Origin of the sequence: Streptosporangium pseudovulgare (genome assembly GCF_014648055.1) — a bacterium.
GTDB lineage: Bacteria > Actinomycetota > Actinomycetes > Streptosporangiales > Streptosporangiaceae > Streptosporangium > Streptosporangium pseudovulgare.
Map to the genome: position 1 here is coordinate 166,586 of NZ_BMQJ01000004.1, position 18,643 is coordinate 185,228.

20 protein-coding genes are annotated in these 18,643 nt (G+C 71.0%); 9 read left to right on the top strand and 11 right to left on the bottom strand.

Annotated features, from left to right (window positions below; translation table 11 throughout):
* Positions 1-100: 100 nt before the first annotated feature.
* Positions 101-2,479, bottom strand: a complete 2,379-nt coding sequence (gene fxsT, locus IEZ10_RS10435; RefSeq protein ID WP_189246289.1) for an FxSxx-COOH system tetratricopeptide repeat protein — start codon at positions 2,477-2,479, stop codon at positions 101-103.
* Between the two features lie 156 nt (positions 2,480-2,635).
* Here fxsT and IEZ10_RS10440 point away from each other — a divergent pair, with 156 nt between their 5' ends.
* Together IEZ10_RS10440 and IEZ10_RS39855 are read left to right on the top strand one after the other, a co-directional pair.
* Positions 2,636-2,794 carry a hypothetical protein gene (locus tag IEZ10_RS10440; protein ID WP_189246290.1) on the top strand — a complete coding sequence of 53 codons (159 nt, stop codon included), beginning with the start codon at positions 2,636-2,638 and terminating at the stop codon, positions 2,792-2,794.
* A gap of 61 nt (positions 2,795-2,855) precedes the next feature.
* Positions 2,856-2,981, top strand: coding sequence for a hypothetical protein (locus IEZ10_RS39855; protein WP_268246292.1), 126 nt, complete (start codon positions 2,856-2,858; stop codon positions 2,979-2,981).
* A 255-nt stretch (positions 2,982-3,236) separates the two neighbouring features.
* On the opposite strand, the gene IEZ10_RS10445 is transcribed toward IEZ10_RS39855, so the two are convergent.
* Complete coding sequence (locus tag IEZ10_RS10445; RefSeq protein ID WP_189246291.1) at positions 3,237-3,812, bottom strand: cysteine hydrolase family protein; 576 nt, start codon at positions 3,810-3,812, stop codon at positions 3,237-3,239.
* Positions 3,813-4,231: 419 nt separating this feature from the next.
* On the opposite strand from IEZ10_RS10445, the gene IEZ10_RS10450 reads away from it, so the two are divergent.
* The 3 genes from IEZ10_RS10450 (at position 4,232) to IEZ10_RS10460 (ending at position 7,429) form a co-directional block, all read left to right on the top strand.
* Positions 4,232-5,572: a pentapeptide repeat-containing protein gene (locus tag IEZ10_RS10450; RefSeq protein ID WP_189246292.1), complete on the top strand. Its 1,341-nt coding sequence runs from the start codon at positions 4,232-4,234 to the stop codon at positions 5,570-5,572.
* A gap of 674 nt (positions 5,573-6,246) precedes the next feature.
* Positions 6,247-6,633: a MerR family transcriptional regulator gene (locus IEZ10_RS10455; protein ID WP_189246293.1), complete on the top strand. Its 387-nt coding sequence runs from the start codon at positions 6,247-6,249 to the stop codon at positions 6,631-6,633.
* Positions 6,634-7,222: 589 nt separating this feature from the next.
* Positions 7,223-7,429 carry a cold-shock protein gene (locus tag IEZ10_RS10460; RefSeq protein WP_189246540.1) on the top strand — a complete coding sequence of 69 codons (207 nt, stop codon included), beginning with the start codon at positions 7,223-7,225 and terminating at the stop codon, positions 7,427-7,429.
* 318 nt (positions 7,430-7,747) lie between these two features.
* Here IEZ10_RS10460 and IEZ10_RS10465 read toward each other — a convergent pair whose 3' ends face one another.
* Together IEZ10_RS10465 and IEZ10_RS10470 are read right to left on the bottom strand one after the other, a co-directional pair.
* Positions 7,748-9,010 (bottom strand): RNA polymerase sigma factor, encoded by a 1,263-nt coding sequence (locus IEZ10_RS10465; RefSeq protein WP_189246294.1) that lies wholly within the window; start codon positions 9,008-9,010, stop codon positions 7,748-7,750.
* Complete coding sequence (locus tag IEZ10_RS10470) at positions 9,007-9,378, bottom strand: YciI family protein (protein WP_179825917.1); 372 nt, start codon at positions 9,376-9,378, stop codon at positions 9,007-9,009. The genes IEZ10_RS10465 and IEZ10_RS10470 overlap by 4 nt, the downstream gene beginning before the upstream one ends.
* Positions 9,379-9,592: 214 nt before the next feature.
* On the opposite strand from IEZ10_RS10470, the gene IEZ10_RS10475 reads away from it, so the two are divergent.
* Complete coding sequence (locus IEZ10_RS10475; protein WP_189246295.1) at positions 9,593-11,110, top strand: MFS transporter; 1,518 nt, start codon at positions 9,593-9,595, stop codon at positions 11,108-11,110.
* An 81-nt stretch (positions 11,111-11,191) separates the two neighbouring features.
* On the opposite strand, the gene IEZ10_RS10480 is transcribed toward IEZ10_RS10475, so the two are convergent.
* The 3 genes from IEZ10_RS10480 to IEZ10_RS10490 all read right to left on the bottom strand — a co-directional run bounded on the left by IEZ10_RS10480 (position 11,192) and on the right by IEZ10_RS10490 (position 12,477).
* Entirely contained in the window at positions 11,192-11,611 is a 420-nt protein-coding gene (locus IEZ10_RS10480) for an SgcJ/EcaC family oxidoreductase (protein WP_189246296.1), read from the bottom strand.
* Between the two features lie 61 nt (positions 11,612-11,672).
* On the bottom strand, positions 11,673-11,846 hold the full coding sequence (locus IEZ10_RS10485) for a hypothetical protein (protein ID WP_179825903.1): 174 nt from the start codon (positions 11,844-11,846) through the stop codon (positions 11,673-11,675).
* Positions 11,847-11,898: 52 nt separating this feature from the next.
* A complete protein-coding gene (locus tag IEZ10_RS10490) occupies positions 11,899-12,477 on the bottom strand; it encodes a dihydrofolate reductase family protein (RefSeq protein WP_189246297.1) in 579 nt (192 codons plus the stop codon).
* A 72-nt stretch (positions 12,478-12,549) separates the two neighbouring features.
* Between IEZ10_RS10490 and IEZ10_RS10495 the strand changes: the two genes are divergently transcribed.
* The gene (locus IEZ10_RS10495) at positions 12,550-13,125 is read left to right on the top strand and encodes a TetR/AcrR family transcriptional regulator (RefSeq protein ID WP_189246298.1); all 576 of its coding nucleotides are present in this window, start codon (positions 12,550-12,552) and stop codon (positions 13,123-13,125) included.
* Between the two features lie 49 nt (positions 13,126-13,174).
* Here the strand turns inward: IEZ10_RS10495 and thrS are convergent, their stop codons facing one another.
* From thrS to IEZ10_RS10510, 3 genes are all read right to left on the bottom strand, one after another.
* Positions 13,175-14,512: a threonine--tRNA ligase gene (gene thrS / locus IEZ10_RS10500; RefSeq protein ID WP_268246293.1), complete on the bottom strand. Its 1,338-nt coding sequence runs from the start codon at positions 14,510-14,512 to the stop codon at positions 13,175-13,177.
* A 133-nt stretch (positions 14,513-14,645) separates the two neighbouring features.
* Positions 14,646-15,233, bottom strand: a complete 588-nt coding sequence (locus tag IEZ10_RS10505) for a TetR/AcrR family transcriptional regulator (protein WP_189246300.1) — start codon at positions 15,231-15,233, stop codon at positions 14,646-14,648.
* Position 15,234: 1 nt separating this feature from the next.
* On the bottom strand, positions 15,235-15,624 hold the full coding sequence (locus IEZ10_RS10510) for a hypothetical protein (RefSeq protein WP_189246301.1): 390 nt from the start codon (positions 15,622-15,624) through the stop codon (positions 15,235-15,237).
* A gap of 221 nt (positions 15,625-15,845) precedes the next feature.
* Between IEZ10_RS10510 and IEZ10_RS39860 the strand changes: the two genes are divergently transcribed.
* A complete protein-coding gene (locus IEZ10_RS39860) occupies positions 15,846-17,336 on the top strand; it encodes an alpha/beta hydrolase family protein (protein ID WP_268246294.1) in 1,491 nt (496 codons plus the stop codon).
* Positions 17,337-17,472: 136 nt separating this feature from the next.
* On the opposite strand, the gene IEZ10_RS10520 is transcribed toward IEZ10_RS39860, so the two are convergent.
* Positions 17,473-18,057 (bottom strand): TetR/AcrR family transcriptional regulator, encoded by a 585-nt coding sequence (locus IEZ10_RS10520; protein WP_189246302.1) that lies wholly within the window; start codon positions 18,055-18,057, stop codon positions 17,473-17,475.
* A gap of 87 nt (positions 18,058-18,144) precedes the next feature.
* Between IEZ10_RS10520 and IEZ10_RS10525 the strand changes: the two genes are divergently transcribed.
* Complete coding sequence (locus IEZ10_RS10525; protein WP_189246303.1) at positions 18,145-18,516, top strand: DUF4267 domain-containing protein; 372 nt, start codon at positions 18,145-18,147, stop codon at positions 18,514-18,516.
* The last annotated feature ends 127 nt before the right edge of the window (positions 18,517-18,643 follow it).

Genomic DNA, 18,643 nt, shown 5'->3' on the forward strand with positions numbered 1-18,643 from the left:
GACGGTGCGTCGATTCTGCCGGGTGTGTCTCGTTCGATTGCGGTCGGCCGGCCAGGCGTGACGTGATCGCGTGTTCCTGGGATCTCGGTAGCGGAGGCTTTCACAGTGCCGCGTGTTTGGCCTCGGCCGTGACCGTCAAGGGATGGTCGGCGCCGAGAACCGCTGTTCGGGCGGCCACCACCTCGGCCAGCAGAGCGCGGGCCTCGGCGTGCCTGCCCAGCTTGCGGAGGTCGTCGCTCAGGCTCTCCGCCGTGACCAGAGTCGCGGGGTGCTGGTCGCCGAGAAGTTCACGACGGCTGGCCAGTGTGGTCTCGTGCAGCGCTCGAGCCTCCTCCAGGAGGCCGAGCTCACGCAGGTCCTCGCCCAGGGCATGGATGGAGCCGAGGGTCGCGGGGTGGTCGGCCCCGAGCAGTGACCGTTGCCGCTCCACCGTGTCCTCATGCAGGGCCCTTGCCTCATCCAGTCTTCCCAGCATGCGCAGGGTGTCACCCATGGCCGAGGCGGAGCTGAGCGTATTGGGATGGTCCTCACCGAGGACGCGCCGCCGCCGGGCGTATGTCTCCTGGTGGAGGATGAGTGCGCGCTCATGCTCACCAAGGGCGGACAGGTCGCCCGCGAGGTTGTCGGCAGTGATCAGGGTGGAGCCGTGATCGCCGCCCAGGACACGCCTGCGGCGCTTCAGCGTGTCCTCGCGCAAGGTCCTGGCGGCTTCATAGTGCCCGAGCCGGTGCAGCACGGTGGCGAGGTTGTTGGCGGAAATCAGGGTCTCGGGGTGATCATTTCCGAGCACGCGCCTACGTCTGGCTAATGTGTCCTCGTAGATCCGGCTCGCCTGGGCATACCGGCCGCGCCGGCCTATGACCGCGCCGAGGGAGTTGGCAGCCGCCAGGGTGACGGGAGCGTCGCCGCCAAGTGAGGCGATGGCACGCGCAAGTGTCAGTTCCAGTAGTGACTCCGCCTCCGTGTGCTGTCCGAGATCGCGCAGGACATCGCCGAGTCGCGTGGCCGCCGTGATGGTACGCCGGTCGCCGGGGCCGAGGTCGGCCAGGCAGTTCTCGTAGGACTGCCGCGCGAGCGGCAGAACGACCCGGTCCGCTCCCCGAGCGTGCAGGTAGGTTACGGCGTGCGGCGTCATCACGGGATCGTCGACCGTCAGTACGTGCGGCAAGAGGCCGGCCCACCGGGGCCAGGAGGACGGATCGGCAGTGTCGCTGGGACACGCGGCCCGCAGCAGGTCCACGGCTTCCGCCCGTGCCTCCTCGTACTCCTCCTGCGCCATGCTTTCCCGGACGACGGCCTGAACCAGGCGGTGCATGACCACGGTCGTCTCTCCAGCCTGCAGGAGCCCATGGCGTCCTGCCCGACCGAGCCGCTGGCGAGCGTCCCAGACGGCGACGCCGTCACCGAAGAGCGCGATCGGCACGGGTTCCGGGGCCAGGACACCGCACAGCCTCACCAGGCGCGTAGCCTCCGCATCCTCCCCCGACAGCCGCTCCAGGCTCACCAGTACGGCCGCCGCCAGCGGGCTCGGATATCCGGGCGGCACTCCGGCACTCATCACCCGCGTGCACGAGTCACGCAGCGCGGTGAGGTACTCACCCGGGAGCATGCCGGTCTCAGCCACGACGCCCACGGCCTGCGCCAGCGCCAGCGGGAGGTCGCCCAATGCCTCCGCCAGCTGTCCGGTCTCCTCGGCCGTCAACCCGGGTACTCCGGCGCGCAGCATGGTCGTCGACTCCTCACGAGCGAAGATCTCGACGCCGACGGGGGAGGCCACCTCGACCCATCGGCGGCCGCGCGAGGTGATGAGCACGTGCCCAGGACCGTCCGGCACCCAGGGTGCGACCTCCGCCGCAGCGGCGACGTTGTCGAACACCAGCAGCCAGCGCGAGCGCCGCCGAAGCGTGGACCTGAGCGCGGCCAGCGCCGTCGGCGTCGACGTTCCGTCCGGAACGTCACCGAGCGCCATGGCCAGCGCCGCCAGCTGCTCGCCGATCAGTGCTGCCCGCTCGGCGCCGACCCACCAGACGATGTCGTAGTCGCGGGCATGCCGGTGGGCGTACTCGATGGCCAGCTGCGTTTTGCCCACCCCACCCATGCCGTGCAACGCCACAGGGCCGGAGGCCAACCGTTGCGGCAGCTCGGCCAGGAGCCGCTCCCTGCCCGTGAACACCGCCGAGCGGGAGGGCACGCTCCACACCGAGCCGGCGGCAGGCATCTCCTGGCCATCGACCAGGATGCGCGCACGGGCGGCGACCCAGCCAGCCGGGTCCTGCCCGCAGGCCTGTACGAACGCGGCGAGCGTCGCCGCCCGGGGCATGCCTGTACGGCCATTGACGAGGCCGAACACCGTGGCGGGTGACAACCCGGCTGCCGTCGCCAGGCGATGCACGCTCCATCCGCCCGCGTGGAACAGGGCGGCCAGCTGATCCGTGAGCTGCGCGCGTGTCTTGATCCGCCGCAGGTCGATGGACGCCATCGGACCCTCACCGCCGTTCGGTTCCGTTCGGTTCCGCCGTGACACCAGGGTCTCCTGCCGGGCCTGGAGGACAACATTGTCATGCTGCGTCGAAACCGAACAGCCCCTTGGCGCACGCTGACACCAGCACCTCAGGCCCGCGACAAGGGAGAGATCATGGCCACGCCCAGCACGAAGGCACCCGTCCAGACGATCGCTGAACTGGTCGCCACCGCCCTCGAAAGCTGGTCGGCCACCTTCCGCTTGTCTCTGATCGGCCTGGCCCTCTCAATCCCCACCGCTGTGATTTTTGTACTGTTCCTTCTGCTCCGGTGACCGGTGCCGGGAACACGCCTCCGGTGTGTGTTCAGTAAACGGCTCTGTCTCCCTTTCGGTGGTGACAGAGCGTCAGTCCAGGATGCAGCAGGGGGTCGAGGAAGATGACATCCGCCGCGGCCATGGCGACGACGACCTGGCCGGGACCGGGCACCGGCTCGGGAAGGCTCGCCGGGAACAGCACTGATCTCGGCCCGGGAGCGGCCGTCCTGACGGGTCTCGCGGACGGCGGCGTCCAAGTGGGTCTGGTCGACGCGGACCTCGGCGACGGCCTACGCGGACGGCGATCAGCGATTTCGGCTCCGAGTGGCCCAGCCACTTGGCGCAGATCGCCTCTTCGGCGTCGTACAGGGCATCGCCGTACCGGTCGATGTCCGGTCGCCGGAGCTTACGGGCAGTGGTGTCCTGCTCCTCAGGGGAGCGGACCCGCTCCCGGGGCGGGTCAGGCCGACCGCGGTCGCATGTCCTCGCCTGCCGGCCGCCAACCGGCGCAGGGCACGACCTCGAACCCCCGGCTCGGGAAGACGGAATCCATGAAGAAGTCGTGCATCGCCGGATCGCCGTCGGCGCAGCCGTCACGCAACACGGTCACCCGGTAGCCGCGGTCCGCCGCGTCGTAGCACGTCGCAGCCACCATCGCGCTGGTCGCGACACCGGCGATCGCAAGAGTGTCGACGCCACCCGCGCGGAGCACGAGGTCGAGGTCCGTGCCGGCGAACGCGCTGGCGCGGCGTTTGGTCACGACGACGTCCTCGTCGGCGACCGGCAGATCGATCTCGGTTCCGGCCGATCCCTCGTGGAAGGCGTCCCCTGCTTCGTAGAACGTCCTGAACAGTGCGTTGCCCGGCGGCAGGTCGGCTCCGTTGCCCCGGACGGCGAAGTGGACGAACACGATGAGAGCGCCGGCCGTACGGGCGCGCGGGAGCAGTTCGGTGAGCGGTGGCACGACCTGCCTGGCGAACGGGTAACTGCTCGTGATGCCCCGCTGGATGTCACCGATGATGAGTGCGGTGGTCATGACGGACTCCCATCCGATATGTCCATCCGGCGCCCTGCGGCTGGCAGGCAGACCAGAGGACTTCCCCCGATGTGTGACGCCGACTGTTATGTGGCGATTGGCACCTTATCGGGCTGTTGCTCGTAGCCGATGGGGTAAAGGTGATCCGGTTCGGAACATGGATGGGGGAGCGGTGCAGAGGGTCTGCTCGGCGCCGTACTCCTCGAATGCGATGACGGGGCGGAAGCCGAGGCAGGCGGTGGATAACGCCCGATCCGCCTGGTAACGATCGGATGCCGTCCGGCCAGGGACGGGCCGCCGACGGCTGGAATGGGGGGATGCCGTTACTTCCGCGTCGCCGTGCCCGCAGCTCCGCCGTCGTGGTCACCGCTCTGCCGGTGATGCGTGTGCCGCGCCCGGCGGCTTGGTGGATCATTCCGGTGATCGTGCTGGTCGGTGCGGCGGTGGGCGGCACCCTGTGGTGGCTGCTGAGTGATCCGGCTTTGACCGCTCCGGGGCCGGGGTCGCCTGGATCGGCCGGGGCCGGCACCGCGCGGGGGGAGATCCTGCGCACCGCGCTGGCCGCCGGCGCCGGAGTCGGTGCCGCCGTCACGCTGATGCTGGCGTTCCGGCGGCAGCGGCAGCAGGAGATCGCCGCCGCGCACGCCACGCACGACGCCACCGAGCGGCGGGTGACCGAGCTGTACACCAAGGCCGTCGAGCAGCTCGGCAGCGACAAGGCCGCGGTGCGGCTGGGCGGGCTGTACGCGCTGGAGCGGCTGGCCCAGGACAACCCCGGCCATCGGCAGACGATCGTGAACGTCATCTGCGCCTACCTCCGCATGCCGTACACCCCGCCCGATCCCGTACCCGCCCCTGATCCCGGGCGGGACCGCAGGGAGGCGCTGCGGGCGGCCCGGCGCCGTTACCAGGCCGCCCGCGCCGGCGCCCCCCTGTCCGCCGACCCCGCACCGCAGCGGGAAAGCGGCGATCGGGAGGGCGAACTGCAGGTAAGACTGACCGCCCAGCGCATCCTGACCGCTCACCTCCGCGACGACCGCCCAGCGGGCCAGCGCTCCACCCTCCCGGCCGCACTGTCCTTCTGGGAGGGGATGAGCCTGGACCTGACCGGCGCCACCCTCATCGACTTTTACCTGACCGGCGGTCACGTCACCGAGGCCGTCTTCATCGGGGCGACTTTCACCGGGGTCACCACGTTCGCCTACACGACCTTCACCAGGGACGCCACGTTCCGTGAGGCGACCTTCACCGGGATCACCACGTTCGCCGAGGCGACCTTCGCCGGGAACGCCACGTTCGCCGGGGCGACCTTCACCGAGGGCGCCTTGTTCGTCGAGGTGACCTTCATCGGGCACACCACGTTCCGCGGGGCGACCTTCGCCGGGAACGCCTGGTTCATCGAGGCGACCTTCACCGAGGGCGCCTCGTTCCTCGAAGCGACCTTCACCGGGGAAACCTGGTTCGACGAGGCGACCTTCGCCGGGAACGCCACGTTCGCCGAGGTGACCTTCGTCGGGGACGCCACGTTCCGTGAGGCGACCTTCACCAGGCACGCCACGTTCCGCGGGGCGACCTTCACCAGGCACGCCACGTTCGCCGGGGCGACCTTCACCGAGGGCGCCCGGCTGGGCGGTGCTGTGGCGGTCGATCCGGCGGCCGATCACGCGTGGCCGGAGGGGTGGCGGCTGGAGACGACGCCGGAGGGAGCGGGCCGCCTGGTCCGAGAGGAGACGGACGGCGACCCGGCCCTGTGGGCCTGACCGGGGGGCGGCGGGGCCCCTGAGCGGGATGCCGGACGGTGCGGAGAACCTGTCCGGTCGACCCGGTCGCCAACGGGTACCACCGACGACTGTCCCGCCGTTCCTCAACCCCGTGGTCCTTCTCGCCGCTTCGTTCCTGGTCGTAAGGGCCCGAGCGGAGAGCCTTCTTCCCCGCTGCAGAAAATCTGTAGTGGTGACGGTAGACATTCGCGGTGGGGGAGGGTAGAGTTTCTGGCATCGCAAGGGACGGATCCACGAGGGCAGAGCAGTATCAGGCATCACGACGAACTGCCCGGACGAACGTGGACAGCAGAAGACGAGGTGGATGGACGGCAGAAGGTCGGACGTGCCGGGGCCGACGAGGTTGAAGGGTCCTGGCCGTGGACGCGCTGCCGGAGCAGTGGCAGATGAAGGCGAAGTAGAGATACCGAAGGGAGTGTTGAACGCCATCAGGATCGCCCGTCGTCGGCTGAAGTTCGCCGCACGGGTACCGCACCTCCACGGATTGGATGGTGGTTTACGGTCACGCATACGCGATCCCCGCATCCCCGCCTCCTCGGGCGGCCGGTGCGGAAGCAGTGAACCGGTCACAGGACCGGTAGATGGTGTTGAACCTCAATCGGGCCCCGGCGCATCATGGCGCCGGGGCCCCTGTCGGCGTTAGGGAAGGTTTTATGGATCAAACAGTCACCCATCCCCGGGACAACGCCGGGAAAGCGAAGACGGAGGCGGCCCGGACGCCTCCCGATGCGGCCGGCGACAAGCCCGGCCAAAAGCTCGACGACGAGAACTACCCCGCCTACAGCATGGGCCGGGCAGCGGAGATCCTCGGCGTCACCCCGGCCTTCCTGCGCAGCCTGGGCGCAGCCAAGCTGATCGAGCCGCAGCGCTCCGAAGGTGGCCACCGCCGCTACTCGCGCTACCAGTTGCGTCTGGCCGCCCGCGCCCGGGAACTGGTCGACCAGGGCACCGCCCTGGAGGCGGCCTGCCGCATCATCATCTTGGAAGACCAGCTCACCGAAGCCCTGCGCATCAACGCCGAACTGCGCCGACGCGGCTGACCGGCCACCCGCCTCGCCGCGCCCGGATCCGCGATCCGTCCCGCCTTCCGCTGCCGGATGTCAACCGCCCGGTGCGGGGCGGCGTCGGGGCGGGGGCCCACCCGGACCGCGGACCGGTGACGTGCCGCCGACGCCTGAAGCTCACCGGTGCCGAGTCGCTCGGCGAGCGGCTGGAGCTGCTCCCCGGCCCGGAGAAGGGGTGCCGTTGAAAACCTGTCACCATCTGTAAGCGAGAGAGAAGGAGCAGGCCGGCGGCTTGCATTGGAGATGTTGGGATGGGGGTGGGCGAGTCGATGCCTCTATGGAGGCATACCTTTCCGACCTGCGAGAACGTTGCTGTTGGCGGCCGGTGACACGTTTCTTGACGGCACCCTGTCCAGGCGGCGGGGCATGCGGGAACGGCTGAACGTGTGCTAGGTTAGATCCAGTTGCAGTTGTGGTACCCATAAGAACTTGTGTGCACCTGACGGTATGTGGCGTCAGGTGCATTTTTTTGTTTGCCGGTTTTCTCCGGGTGTGGGCCTATTTCGGCGACGCGGAATTCGTGCAGTGCGAATTTCGGCTTTGCACCTACCAAGAGGAGACCAACATGGCTTCTGGCACCGTGAAGTGGTTCAACGCGGAAAAGGGCTTCGGCTTCATCGAGCAGGACGGCGGCGGCGCCGACGTCTTCGCGCACTACTCCAACATCGTCTCTCAGGGCGGCTACCGCGAGCTGCGCGAGGGCCAGAAGGTGGCCTTCGATATCACCCAGGGCCAGAAGGGCCCTCAGGCCGAGAACATCGTTGCCGCCTGACCAAGCACCGCCACTGATCAGGGCCCGCACCCGTGAGGGTGCGGGCCCTGATTCGTTTTCGGCTGTCACCGCCCGTGCGAGGCCGCCGGGGATCCAGCCCACATGAGCCCAGTCCGATCTCGATGTACCGGATAACGCTCCCGAGTCGCGCGGCCACCGTCTCGACGGACCCGCAGGTCACCACCCTCCGTCCGGCGGTCATGCACCCGATGGCTGTTCCTTGTCCGGTGCATGCGCTCCGGAGCGCTCTCGACATCCCAGGTCGGCGGATCGCCGGGTGAACTCGTCGTCGGCTCCGGGAGGGGAGCGTTCAGGGCGCTACGGTCGCAGCCGGGCGGCGCGGGACTCCAGGTAGCGCTGCTCGGCGATGCTGGCGGTGGCCTTCGCCGCGCGCCGGTAGTGCTCGTACGCCCCGGCCGCGTCGCCGGTCTTCTCCAGCAGGTGCGCCCGTACGGACAGCAGCCGGTGGTGCCCGGCCATCCGCTCGTCGCCGTCCAGCGTGGACAGCAGGTCCAGCCCGGCCGCCGGGCCCTCGACCTCGGTGAGCGCGATCGCCCGGTTGAGGGTGACCATCGGGTTGGGCGCGATCCGTTCCAGGATCAGGTAGAGCGCGTGGACCTGCCGCCAGTCGGTCTCCGTGGCCGTGGCCGCGGCGGCGTGCGTGGCGGCGATGGCGGCCTGCAACTGGTACGGCCCCAGCGCCGGGCCGGCCAGCGACGTCTTGACCAGCTCAAGGCCCTCGTCGATCATCTCGTGGTCCCAGCGCGTACGGTCCTGCTCGTCCAGCGGCACCAGGTCGCCGGTCGCGGTCGTGCGTGCCGTACGGCGGGCGTGGGTCAGCAGCATCAGCGCGAGCAGCCCGGTCACCTCGCCGTCGTCGGGGAGCTGCGCGTGCACCATCCTGGTCAGCCGGATCGCCTCGTGCGCGAGGTCGGCGCGGTGCAGCTCGCTGCCCGAGGAGGCGGTGTAGCCCTCGTTGAAGATCAGGTAGAGCACGTGCAGGACGACCCGGAGCCGCTCCTCGCGTTCCGGGCCTTCCGGCAGGCTGAAACCGTCCGGGCCGGAGCCGTCCGGGGCGGAGCCGCCCGGCGGGCCGAACGAGCTGCCGGCGGCCTTGATGCGCTGCTTGGCCCGGCTGATCCTGGCCGCCATCGTGGCCTCCGGCACCAGGAACGCGCGGGCGATCTCGGCGGTGGTCAGGCCGCCGACCGCCCGCAGCGTCAGGGCGGTCTGGGAGGCCGGGGTCAGTGTCGGGTGGCAGCACAGGAACAGCAGGACGAGCGTGTCGTCGGTGTCCGGCACGTCCTCGGGCGCCGTCTCGGCGGCGGCCGTCGCCGTCTCCCGCTCGCGGCGCGCGTGCTCGCTGCGGATCTGGTCGATGAGCCGCCGGGACGCGACGGTCACCAGCCAGCCGCGCGGGTTGTCCGGCACCCCCTCGGAGGGCCACTGCACGGCGGCGGCGAGGAGGGCCTCCTGGACGGCGTCCTCGCATTCCTCGAAACGGCCGTGCCGGCGGATCAGCGTGCCGAGGACCTGCGGCGCGAGCTCGCGCAGCAGGTCCTCGATGGGTGGTGCGGTCACATCTCCAATTGTCCATCGGCGAACATGACCTGGCGCACCTCGATCCCCAGGCCCTCGACCGCGGCGTCCGGGATCTGCGCCGCCAGCTCGATCGCCCGCTCCTTGTTCTCGCAGTCGACGAGGTAGAAGCCGCCCAGGTACTCCTTCGCCTCCAGGAAGGGGCCGTCGGTCACCACCGGCTGGCCGTTGCGCACGGACACCACGGCGGCCTGCGACGGGTCGGCCAGCGCCTGCGTGGTGATCAGCTCACCGGACCGCTTCAGCATCTCGATGAACCTGCCGTGGCCGTCGCCGATCGCGGTCTTCTCCTCGTCGGTCAGCGCGTCCAGCACGGCCGGGTTGATGTGCATGCTGATCAGGAACTGCATCCCGTACTCCTCGTGGTCCGCGGGCCCCGTCCGGGCCCTTCGCCGGTCGGTCGGAGCGGCCGCCGCCGTCTTGACATCCGTGCCGGAACTTTCGCACAAGATTTTCACCGCCGTGCGTGGCGGGTGCCGGCGATCACCCGCCGTACGGATGTCAAGAAGCCCCCGGCCGTTCCGACCAAGCGGCGAGACGTCGAGAGAACAGGGGTTTTCCGATATGAGAGTCGACCGGACATGGCTGGGGCTGGCACTCCTCACGCTGCCGACGCTGCTCGTCGCGATAGACACGACGGCGCTGCTTCTCGCGCTCCCGCAACTGAGCGCCGACCTGGGGGCCACCAATGTCCAGCAGCTGTGGATCAGCGACGGCTACGGGTTCATGGTGGCCGGGCTGGTCATCACGATGGGCACGCTCGGCGACCGGATCGGACGGCGGCGGCTGCTGCTGATCGGCGCGGCGGCGTTCGCGACGCTGTCGGTCGTGGCCGCCTTCGCGGCCGGCCCGCTGATGCTGATCGCCGCGCGGGCGCTGCTGGGCGTCGCCGGAGCGACCCTGGCGCCGTGCACGCTCGCCCTGATCACCGACATGTTCCGTGACGAGCGGCGGCGCGGGAAGGCCATCGCGATCTGGGCGACCTGCCAGTTCACCGGCGGCGCACTCGGGCCCGTGCTCGCCGGGTTCCTGCTCCAGCACTTCTGGTGGGGATCGGTGTTCCTGATCGCCGTCCCGGCGATGGCGGTGCTACTGCTCGCCGGGCCCTTCCTGCTGCCGGAGTTCCGCGACGACCGGGCCGGTCGGCTGGACCTGCCCAGTGTGGAGCTGTCGCTCGTGGCGGTGCTCGCGATGGTCTACGGCGTCAAGCAGCTGACCGTCGAGGGCGTGTCGGCCGTGCCCGCGGTGGCGCTCGCCGCCGGCGCGGCCGTCGGGGTCGTGTTCGTACGGCGGCAGCTGCGGCTGGAGACGCCGCTGCTGGACCTGCGGCTGCTGCGCAACCGCCCGTTCACGGCCGTGATCGTCGGGTTGGTCTTCGCCGGTGTCGCCATGGCCGGTACGGGGCTGATGGTGACCCAGTACCTGCAGGGCGTGCTGGGCTTCTCGCCGTTCGCGTCGGCGGTGCTGTTCGCGCCGATGGGCCTGGGCGTGGCGGCCGGCACCATGGCCGCGCCGGCGCTGACCCGGTGGATGAGACCGGCGACCGCGATCGCGGGCGGGCTGGCGGGGTCGGCGCTGGGCGGCCTGCTGCTGGTCGGCGTCAGCGGCGGCGGTGACGGTGGCGTCGGCGGTGCGAGCGCCCTGCCGCTGGTGATGACCGGCATCGCCGTACTGGCGCTGGGCACCGGCCCGCTGTTCGCGCTGGGCACCGGGCTGGTCCTCGGGTCCGTGCCGCCGGAGCGCGCCGGTTCGGCGGCGTCGATGTCGGAGACAGGTAACTACTTCGGCGGCTCGCTCGGCTTCGCGCTGCTCGGCGTGGTGGCCGCGGTGGTCTACCGCGACCGGATGGGCGGCACGTCCGACTCGCTGGCCGCCGCGCTCGTGGCCGGTGAGCGTCTTCCGGCGGGGCAGGGCGCGGAGCTGCTGCGTGCCGCGCGGGAGGCGTTCACCGCGAGCCTGCACGTCACCGGCGTCGTCGCCGCGGTCATTTTCGCCGGGCTGGCCGTACTGGTCCTGACCATGCGCCCGGCGGCCCCGGACATCCCGGCCGCGCTCCCCGAGCACGAGGCGGCTCACTCGTAGTGCCCCGCCGGGGCCGGTGCCACGGCCCGAAGTCCCAGTCCTCGGCCTCAAGACCGTCCTGCCCGTCCGCCAGGGGAGCCGTCACGTGTCGTGGACCTCGGTGTTCTGGCAGGCGGTCAGGAGCCAGCGCCCGTCCTCCTTGGACATGACGTACATCGGGCTGCCCGCGTTTCCGACCGGCTCGCCGCCGGGTGTGAGGTAGCGCTGGCGCACCTTGACGGCGGCGACATCGGGCCGGATGAACAACACGTGCTCCACCTCGTACGTGGCCGTGACGTCCGTCATCGCGCCGGGGAGCACCTTGTGGGTGAACTCCGAGATCTCGTCGCGGCCGAAGAGCCGCCTGCCGTGGGCCGTCGTCCAGACGGCGTCGTGCCGGAACAGGCCGACGAACTCCTCGGGGAGCATGTTCCGCTGGGAGTGCTGGACGGCGGCGACCACCCGCCTGATCGCCTCGATCTCGGTTTCACGGGTGCGCTCGTCGATGTGTTCCGCGTTCATGCGGATCACGGTGCCACCTCAACCTGACTTGAGGTCAAGCGGGCCCGCGCGCCGATGCCGCTCAGTACGCGGCGCGGCGCGGGGCGGCGGTGGAGCGGCGCGTGAGGTGCGGCTGCGCCGTGGGGTTCACGGCGCGAGCCGGTACGGCGGAGCGGCGCGGCGAGCGCGGGTCGCCAGGACGGGCGGTGGCGGCGGTGAGGGAGGCGGGCAGCTTGATCTGGATCGGCTTTCGCATATGAGTCCTTCGGATGAGGGGTGTTCGGTCTCGTGGGGTCGTCGCCCGGCGGCTAGGCGGTGCGCTGGAACCAGGTCACCTGCGCCCCGTTGCTGAACGACTCCCGCTGGACGGGGGTGAAGAGCGTGGGGTCGAACCCGCCCTGGAAGGCCGGGATGCCCGCGCCGGCGACCACCGGGTACCACTTGATGATCAGTTCGTCGATCTCCGGCAGCAGTGCCCCGGCCAGCTTGCCGCCTCCGGCGAGGTAGATGTCCTTGCCGGAGGATTCCGCCTTGAGCTCGCGGACCAGCCCGACGGGATCGCCGGAGACGAGTTCGACCGACGGGTCGTCGATCTTCTCCAGCGTCGAGGACACCACGTACTGCCGCAGGTGGGCATAGGGACTGGTGATGCCGACGTCCAGGGCGGGCCGGTAGGTGCCGAGGCCCATCACCACCGTGTCGAACCTCTTGCTGGGCGCGTCGGTCAGGCCGACGTGCGCGCGGATGTGCGTGGGGATCACCTCGGGGTACCGCTCGTTCATCCACGCGGCCATGTCGTCGCTCACCGGGTAGAAGTCGATCTCTTCGCCGGGGCCGGCGATGTAGCCGTCGATGGAGACGCCGACGTAGTAGACGAGCTTTCGCATACTTGGTCACTCTTTCTGTAGTACTTCAGGTGAAGTGGTGCAAACGTAGTACTACGCCGTTAGGATGTCAACATGCGAAAGAACGACCAGCGCAGGAACGCGCTCCTCGACGCGGCCATCGAGGTGCTGGCCGAAGAAGGGGCGCGCGGCCTGACCTTCAGGGCGGTCGACGCCGAGGCGGGCACCCCGGTGGGCACGGCCACCAACTACTTCGCCAACCGCGACGACCTGCTCATGCAGATCGCCGAGCGGGTCTACCAGCGGTGGATGCCCGATGAGGCCACCTGGGCCGCCGCGGAGGCGGGGCCGCAGGACAAGGCCAAGGTGACCGAGCTGATGCGGGAGACGGTCGGGCGGGTCGCCGGATTCCGCAGCGGCTATCTCGCCATGCTGGAGCTGCGGCTGGAGGCGACCCGGCGGCCCGAGCTGCGCGCCGTGCTCACCGAGAGGGTGCGCGCGGACATGAACGCGAACGTCGCCTACCACCTGAAGCGGGGCCTGCCGGGCGATGCGATCTCGGTCAAGCTGCTCATGCTGGCGCTCAACTGGCTGATCGTGGAGACGCTGACGCTCCCGGGGCTGTTCGCCCCCGAGGAAGTGGACGAGCTGGTGGTCAAGGCGGTCGAGCGCAGTCTCGCCGCCACCTGACCCCGAGGACCGGTCCGATACCCACGGGGGCGCTTCCGCACGGCTCGGCTCAGCCCGCGGTCAGACCGATCCGCCCGCCGGTGCCCGCGTCAGCGCCGGCACCGGCTTCGGTGTCCCAGAGGTCGGTGGCGTGGGACTCGACGAGGGCGCGAATGCGGGCCAGCGCCTCGGCGGCGGGCAGTCCCTCCGGCCGGCGGCCGTCGCGCAGCCGCAGGGCGACGTGGCCGGCGGCGGCCTCCCGGGCGCCGATGACCGCGTGGTAGGGCACGAGGCGGGCCTGCCGTACCCGGGCGCCCAGGCTGCCGTGCTCCGGCCCGGCGACCTCGGCCCGCAGCCCGAGGTCGGCGCAGTGTTCGGCGAGCGCGGCGGCGTTCGGCAGCTCGGCGTCGGACACCGGGAGGACCGCCACCTGGACGGGGGCGAGCCAGGCGGGGAAGGCGCCGCCGTGGTGCTCGATGAGATGGGCCACGGCGCGCTCCACGCTGCCGATGATGCTGCGGTGGACCATCACCGGCCGGTGCTTGGCGCCGTCCGCGCCGATGTAGTGCAGGCCGAACCGTTCGGGCTGGTGGAAGTCGACCTGGACGGTGGACAGGGTGGACTCGCGGCCGGCGCCGTCGGCCACCTGAATGTCGATCTTGGGCCCGTAGAACGCGGCCTCGCCCTCGGCCGCCTCGTACGGCAGGCCGGAGCGGTCGAGGACCTCGGTCAGCAGCTCGGTGGAGCGCCGCCACAGCTCGGGGGCGGCGACGTACTTCCCGCCGGGGCCGGGCAGGGACAGCCGGTAGCGGGCCGGGCTGATGCCGAGCGCCCGGTACGCCCGGCGGATCATCTCCAGCGCGGCCCCCGCCTCGTCGGCGACCTGCTCCAGGGTGCAGAAGATGTGCGCGTCGTTGAGCTGGATGGCCCGGACGCGGGTCAGCCCGCCGAGCACGCCCGACAGCTCCGAGCGGTACATGCCGCCCAGCTCGGCCATGCGCAGCGGCAGCTCGCGGTAGCTGCGCGAACGGGAACGGAAGATCAGGGCGTGGTGCGGGCACAGGCTCGGCCGCAGGACGACCTGCTCGCCGCCCAGGTCCATGGGCGGGAACATGTCGTCGCTGTAGTGCGACCAGTGCCCGGAGATCTCGTACAGCTCCCGCTTGCCGAGCACCGGCGAGTACACGTGCCGGTAGCCGGCTCTCCGCTCGGCCTCGCGGATGTACTCCTCCAGCGCGTGTCGTACGGCCGCGCCGTCGGGCAGCCAGTACGGCAGGCCCGAGCCGATCAGCGGGTCGGTGTCGAACAGGCCGAGCTCGCGGCCGAGTCTGCGGTGGTCGTGCATGGCGGTCTCCTCGTGGATGCGGGTCCAGGAGGCGAGTGACCACAAGACGAAGCCCCGGGGCACTCGCCCCGGGGCTTCGGATCAAGACATCTGTCAGCGCGCCGGGACACTCTCCGGCGTCGTCGTCATGGCGGCACGCTGCATACCGAAAACGGTAGCAGGGCGACGTCCCCGGTCTCCAGTCCCGAGGCGCCGGTCACGGCTCGGCGCGGGTCGCGCGGTCGAACAACTCGAAGAGCTCGCTCGCGCAGACATCGGGGTCGAGGCCGTCGATGACTCGCTCGGCCATCGTGTCGATGGACGCGCGCAGGGCCGCTCCCATCACGGTGCAGTCGAATGTCCGGAAGGCCCCCGTACGCTGCCCGTCCGCGAACAGGGCCACCAGCCTGGCTATCGCGGCGTCCCGCTCCTGGCCTCCGACGGGGGCCTGGTTGAAGGCGATCTGCTGCACCGCGCGCACGTGCCCGGGGTGGCGGGCGACGAAGGCGATGTTCGACCTGATGAACGCCTCCAGTTGGGCGCGGGCTCCACGCGCGGCCTCCAGCGCCGGGCGCATGAAGGTCGCGGCGTCGGCGACGACCTGCTGGACGACGGCCTCGAACAGCCGGTCCTTGCTGGAGAAGTGGTAGGTGATCAGTCTCTTGCTGCTGAGCCCGGCATGTTCGCAGATGGCTTCGAACGTGGTCTCCGCGTAGCCGCGCTCGGCGAGCACGGCGATCGCGGCCGAGGCGATCTGAGCCCTGCGCGCCTCGGTGGCCGCCTGACGAGTCCCGGGGCTTCTCATGTCACCTCAGCTTGCCACCCTTGGGGTACGCCTCACGCATGGAGCGTCGGTTGACGATGAGCGCGACGGCGGCGACCAGGACCCCGACCACTCCTTGCTCCGCCTTCATCCACACCGGATAGCCGCTGTCGGGTGCGAGCAGGATGAGCACGATTCCGATGGGCGCGGCGATGCTGACGAAGCGGATGCGTACGTACGCGGATCTCCTGCCGCGCGCGGCCTGCCCGGTCAGGGCGACGAGCCAGACGGATGCCGCGGCCACGGCCGTCCCGCGCAGCCACACCACCCAGTTGCCGCCGACGACGGCGGCCACGCCGAGCGTCGCGATCGAGAGGACGAGGACGGCGACGAAGATCACCCGGACGGGAGTCCATGCCGACTTTTTATCCATGCGAATAAATTTATCCGCTCGGATAATCAAGCGCAAGCCTCATCCCGGCCCGCGCGTGGCCGTCGCCGCAGGGAACGCCGGGCGCACCCCTGACGAAGGTGGGGGGCGCGGGTGTGCCGATCGGCCGATGTGGCGGGACCCGCCGGGCTTCTACCTTCGATCTCGGCCCCTTCGGAGGGGCTCGATTCCGGCCCCCTTCCGCCCCGCAGAACGGAGTTCCCATGGTCATGTCCGTGCGCCGCGCCGCCGCCCTGACGCTCTCCCTGTCGGCCGCCGCCGCTCTCACCGCCGTCACCGCGTCACCGTCGAACGCCGCGTCGGCCGCCACCACGCCGCCGGATGCCGCCGGAGCCGTCGCGTCGCCTTCCCGCCCCGCGGGAACGGCCGCGCCGTCGAACGCCGCCGTGCCGTCGAGCGGCGGGAGGGCCACCGGTGTGGAGCTGCGGCTTCCCGCGCCCAGTGGCCCGTACGCGGTCGGCCGGGACGTCCTGCACCTCACCGACACCGCGCGCACCGACCCCTGGGTGCCGTCGGCGGGCGCGCGGCGGCTCATGGTGTCGATGTACTACCCGGCCCGTACCGCCGGGGACGGCGCTCCGGCGCCGTACATGACGGTCGAGGAGGCCCGGCTGCTGCTGAAGGCCCAGGGGCAGGACAAGCTCCTCGCGCCCGAGGTGCTCGCCGGGGCCCGGACGAACGCGCGGTTCGGGGCCCGGCCCGCCGGGGGCAGGCATCCGCTGGTGCTGGTGTCACCCGGCTTCTCGCTGAACCGCGCCACGCTCACCGTGCTCTCCGAGGACCTGGCCTCGCGCGGCTACGTCGTCGCGCTTGTCGACCACGCCTACGAGTCGTTCGGCACCACCTTCCCGGACGGCCGGACCCTCACCTGCGTGGCCTGCGAGACCGTCGAGGGCGCGCCGACGGACGCGGCCGAGAAGGAGCTGCTGGCCAGGGCCGCCACCGGCCGGGCGGCCGACCTCTCCTTCGTCCTGGACGCGCTGACCGGCCGCCGGGCCTCCGCGGTCGGTCAGGCGTCCGGCGACGGGTCCGCGACCGGTGAGGCGCCCGACCGGACGTCCGTGAAGGACCAGGCGGCCGTGAAGGACGAGGCGGCCGTGAAGGACGAGGCGGCCGTGAAGGACGAGGCGTCGGCGGCGGGCGACCGTACGGCGGATCAGGCGTCGGCGGTGGGCGACCGTACGGCGGGCCGCCGGCCCGTCTGGAAGCGCTCGGGGATGATCGACACCAGGCGGATCGGGGCGGTGGGCCACTCCCTCGGCGGCAACGCCGCGGCGAGCCTCATGGCGGGCGACCGGCGGGTCCACGCCGGGGTGGACATGGACGGCACGTTCTTCGCGCCCGTCCCCGACTCCGGGCTCGGCGGCCGGCCCTTCATGATGCTCGGCACCGCCGCCGGGCACTCGCCCGGCTCCGAGGACGCCTCCTGGTCCCGCGACTGGGCGCGCCTCGACGGCTGGAAGCGCTGGCTGACCGTGAAGGACACCGGGCACTTCTCCTTCATCGACATCCCGGTCCTGGGCGAGCAGCTCGGGGTGACCGACCCCGGGGCGCCGCTGCGGGGCAGCCGTTCGGCGAAGATCACCACGTCCTACGTGGGCGCCTTCTTCGACCGGCACCTGCTCGGGAAGGCCCAGCCGCTGCTCGACGGACCGTCCCCCGCCGACCCCGAGGTGACCTTCCACAACCCCTGACCCGCCCGGCCGGCACGGCAGGCGGGCGGGGTCGGCGGATGGCCGGCACGGCGGGCGGGTGGGGTCGGCGGGTGGCCGGTACGGCGAGCGGGCGAGGGGCGGCCGGCGGGAGGCCGACACGGCGGGAGTGGGCGGGTCAGTGGGAGAGGCGGTCGAGCAGGAGCGCCATCCGGCGGTCGTGGTGCTCGCGCCGGAACCTGCCGTTGCGCGTGAGCGTGACGATACCGTGCATCCCGCCCCAGAAGACCTCGGTGAGCGCCTCCAGGTCGGCCTCCGTCTCGTCGTCCCGCATCAGCGGCCGTACGGTCTCACGCAGTTCGCCGAAGGCCTCCTGCAGGGCGGGCGGGGCCTCGGCGGTGGCGAACGGCAGATCGACGATGTGCGTGAACATCGCGTCGTACAGCGCGGGCCGCCGTTCGGCGAACCCGACGTACGCGGCGGCGACGTCGGCGAGGGTCCGCCGGGGGCCGGCCGCCGCCGTACGGGCCGCGCGCAGCTCGACGGCGAGGTCGGCGCAGCCCTCGATCGCGACCGCCGCCATGATGGCGTCCTTGCCCTTGAAGTGGCTGTAGAGGACCGGCTGGCTGTACTCGATCTCCTGGGCGAGGCGGCGCGTGGTCACCGCGTCCCAGCCCTCCGACTCGGCCAGCTCCCGCGCGGCCCGGATGATCAGCCGCTCCCGCTCCGCTCGTTCGCGCTCCCGGCGCGTCTGGATCGACATGCTCTTGATTCTAGCGTCACTAGCAGAACTGTCGAGGCTATGCTAGCTTCACTCTTGTTCCTAGCAGCGCTAGAAAAAGGAGGGGCAATGCTCACCCCCATCGCCTACGGGCTCGCCGTCGTGCTCAACCTGCTCATCTTCTTCATCGGCGCGCGGTTCCTGCTGTCCCCACGGCCCGCCGCCACGGGCTACGGCGTCCCCGCCAAGGAGAACGGGGACGCCGCCTACCTGACGATCAAGGGCCTTCGCGACCTCACCTACGGCATCCTCGGCCTCGCGTTGCTGATCTTCGCGGGCGCCCGCGCCGAAGCCTGGTACATGCTCGTCGTCGCCCTGGTACCCCTCGGGGACACCCTCATCGTCCTACGCAACGGCGGCACGAAGGCGGTGGCCTTCGGCATCCACTTCGCCACCGCCGTGGTCGTCCTGATCAGCGCCGCCCTGCTGTTCGCCGTGTGATCCCCGGGGCCCGCCCGATCTCCGGACCCCGTCCCGCCGGGCAGGTGCGGCGGGTGCGGCGGATGTCCGTCCCGCGGCCGTGCGGAGGGCGCGTTCCGTCCGCGGGAACCGGGGGCTCACACGGCGG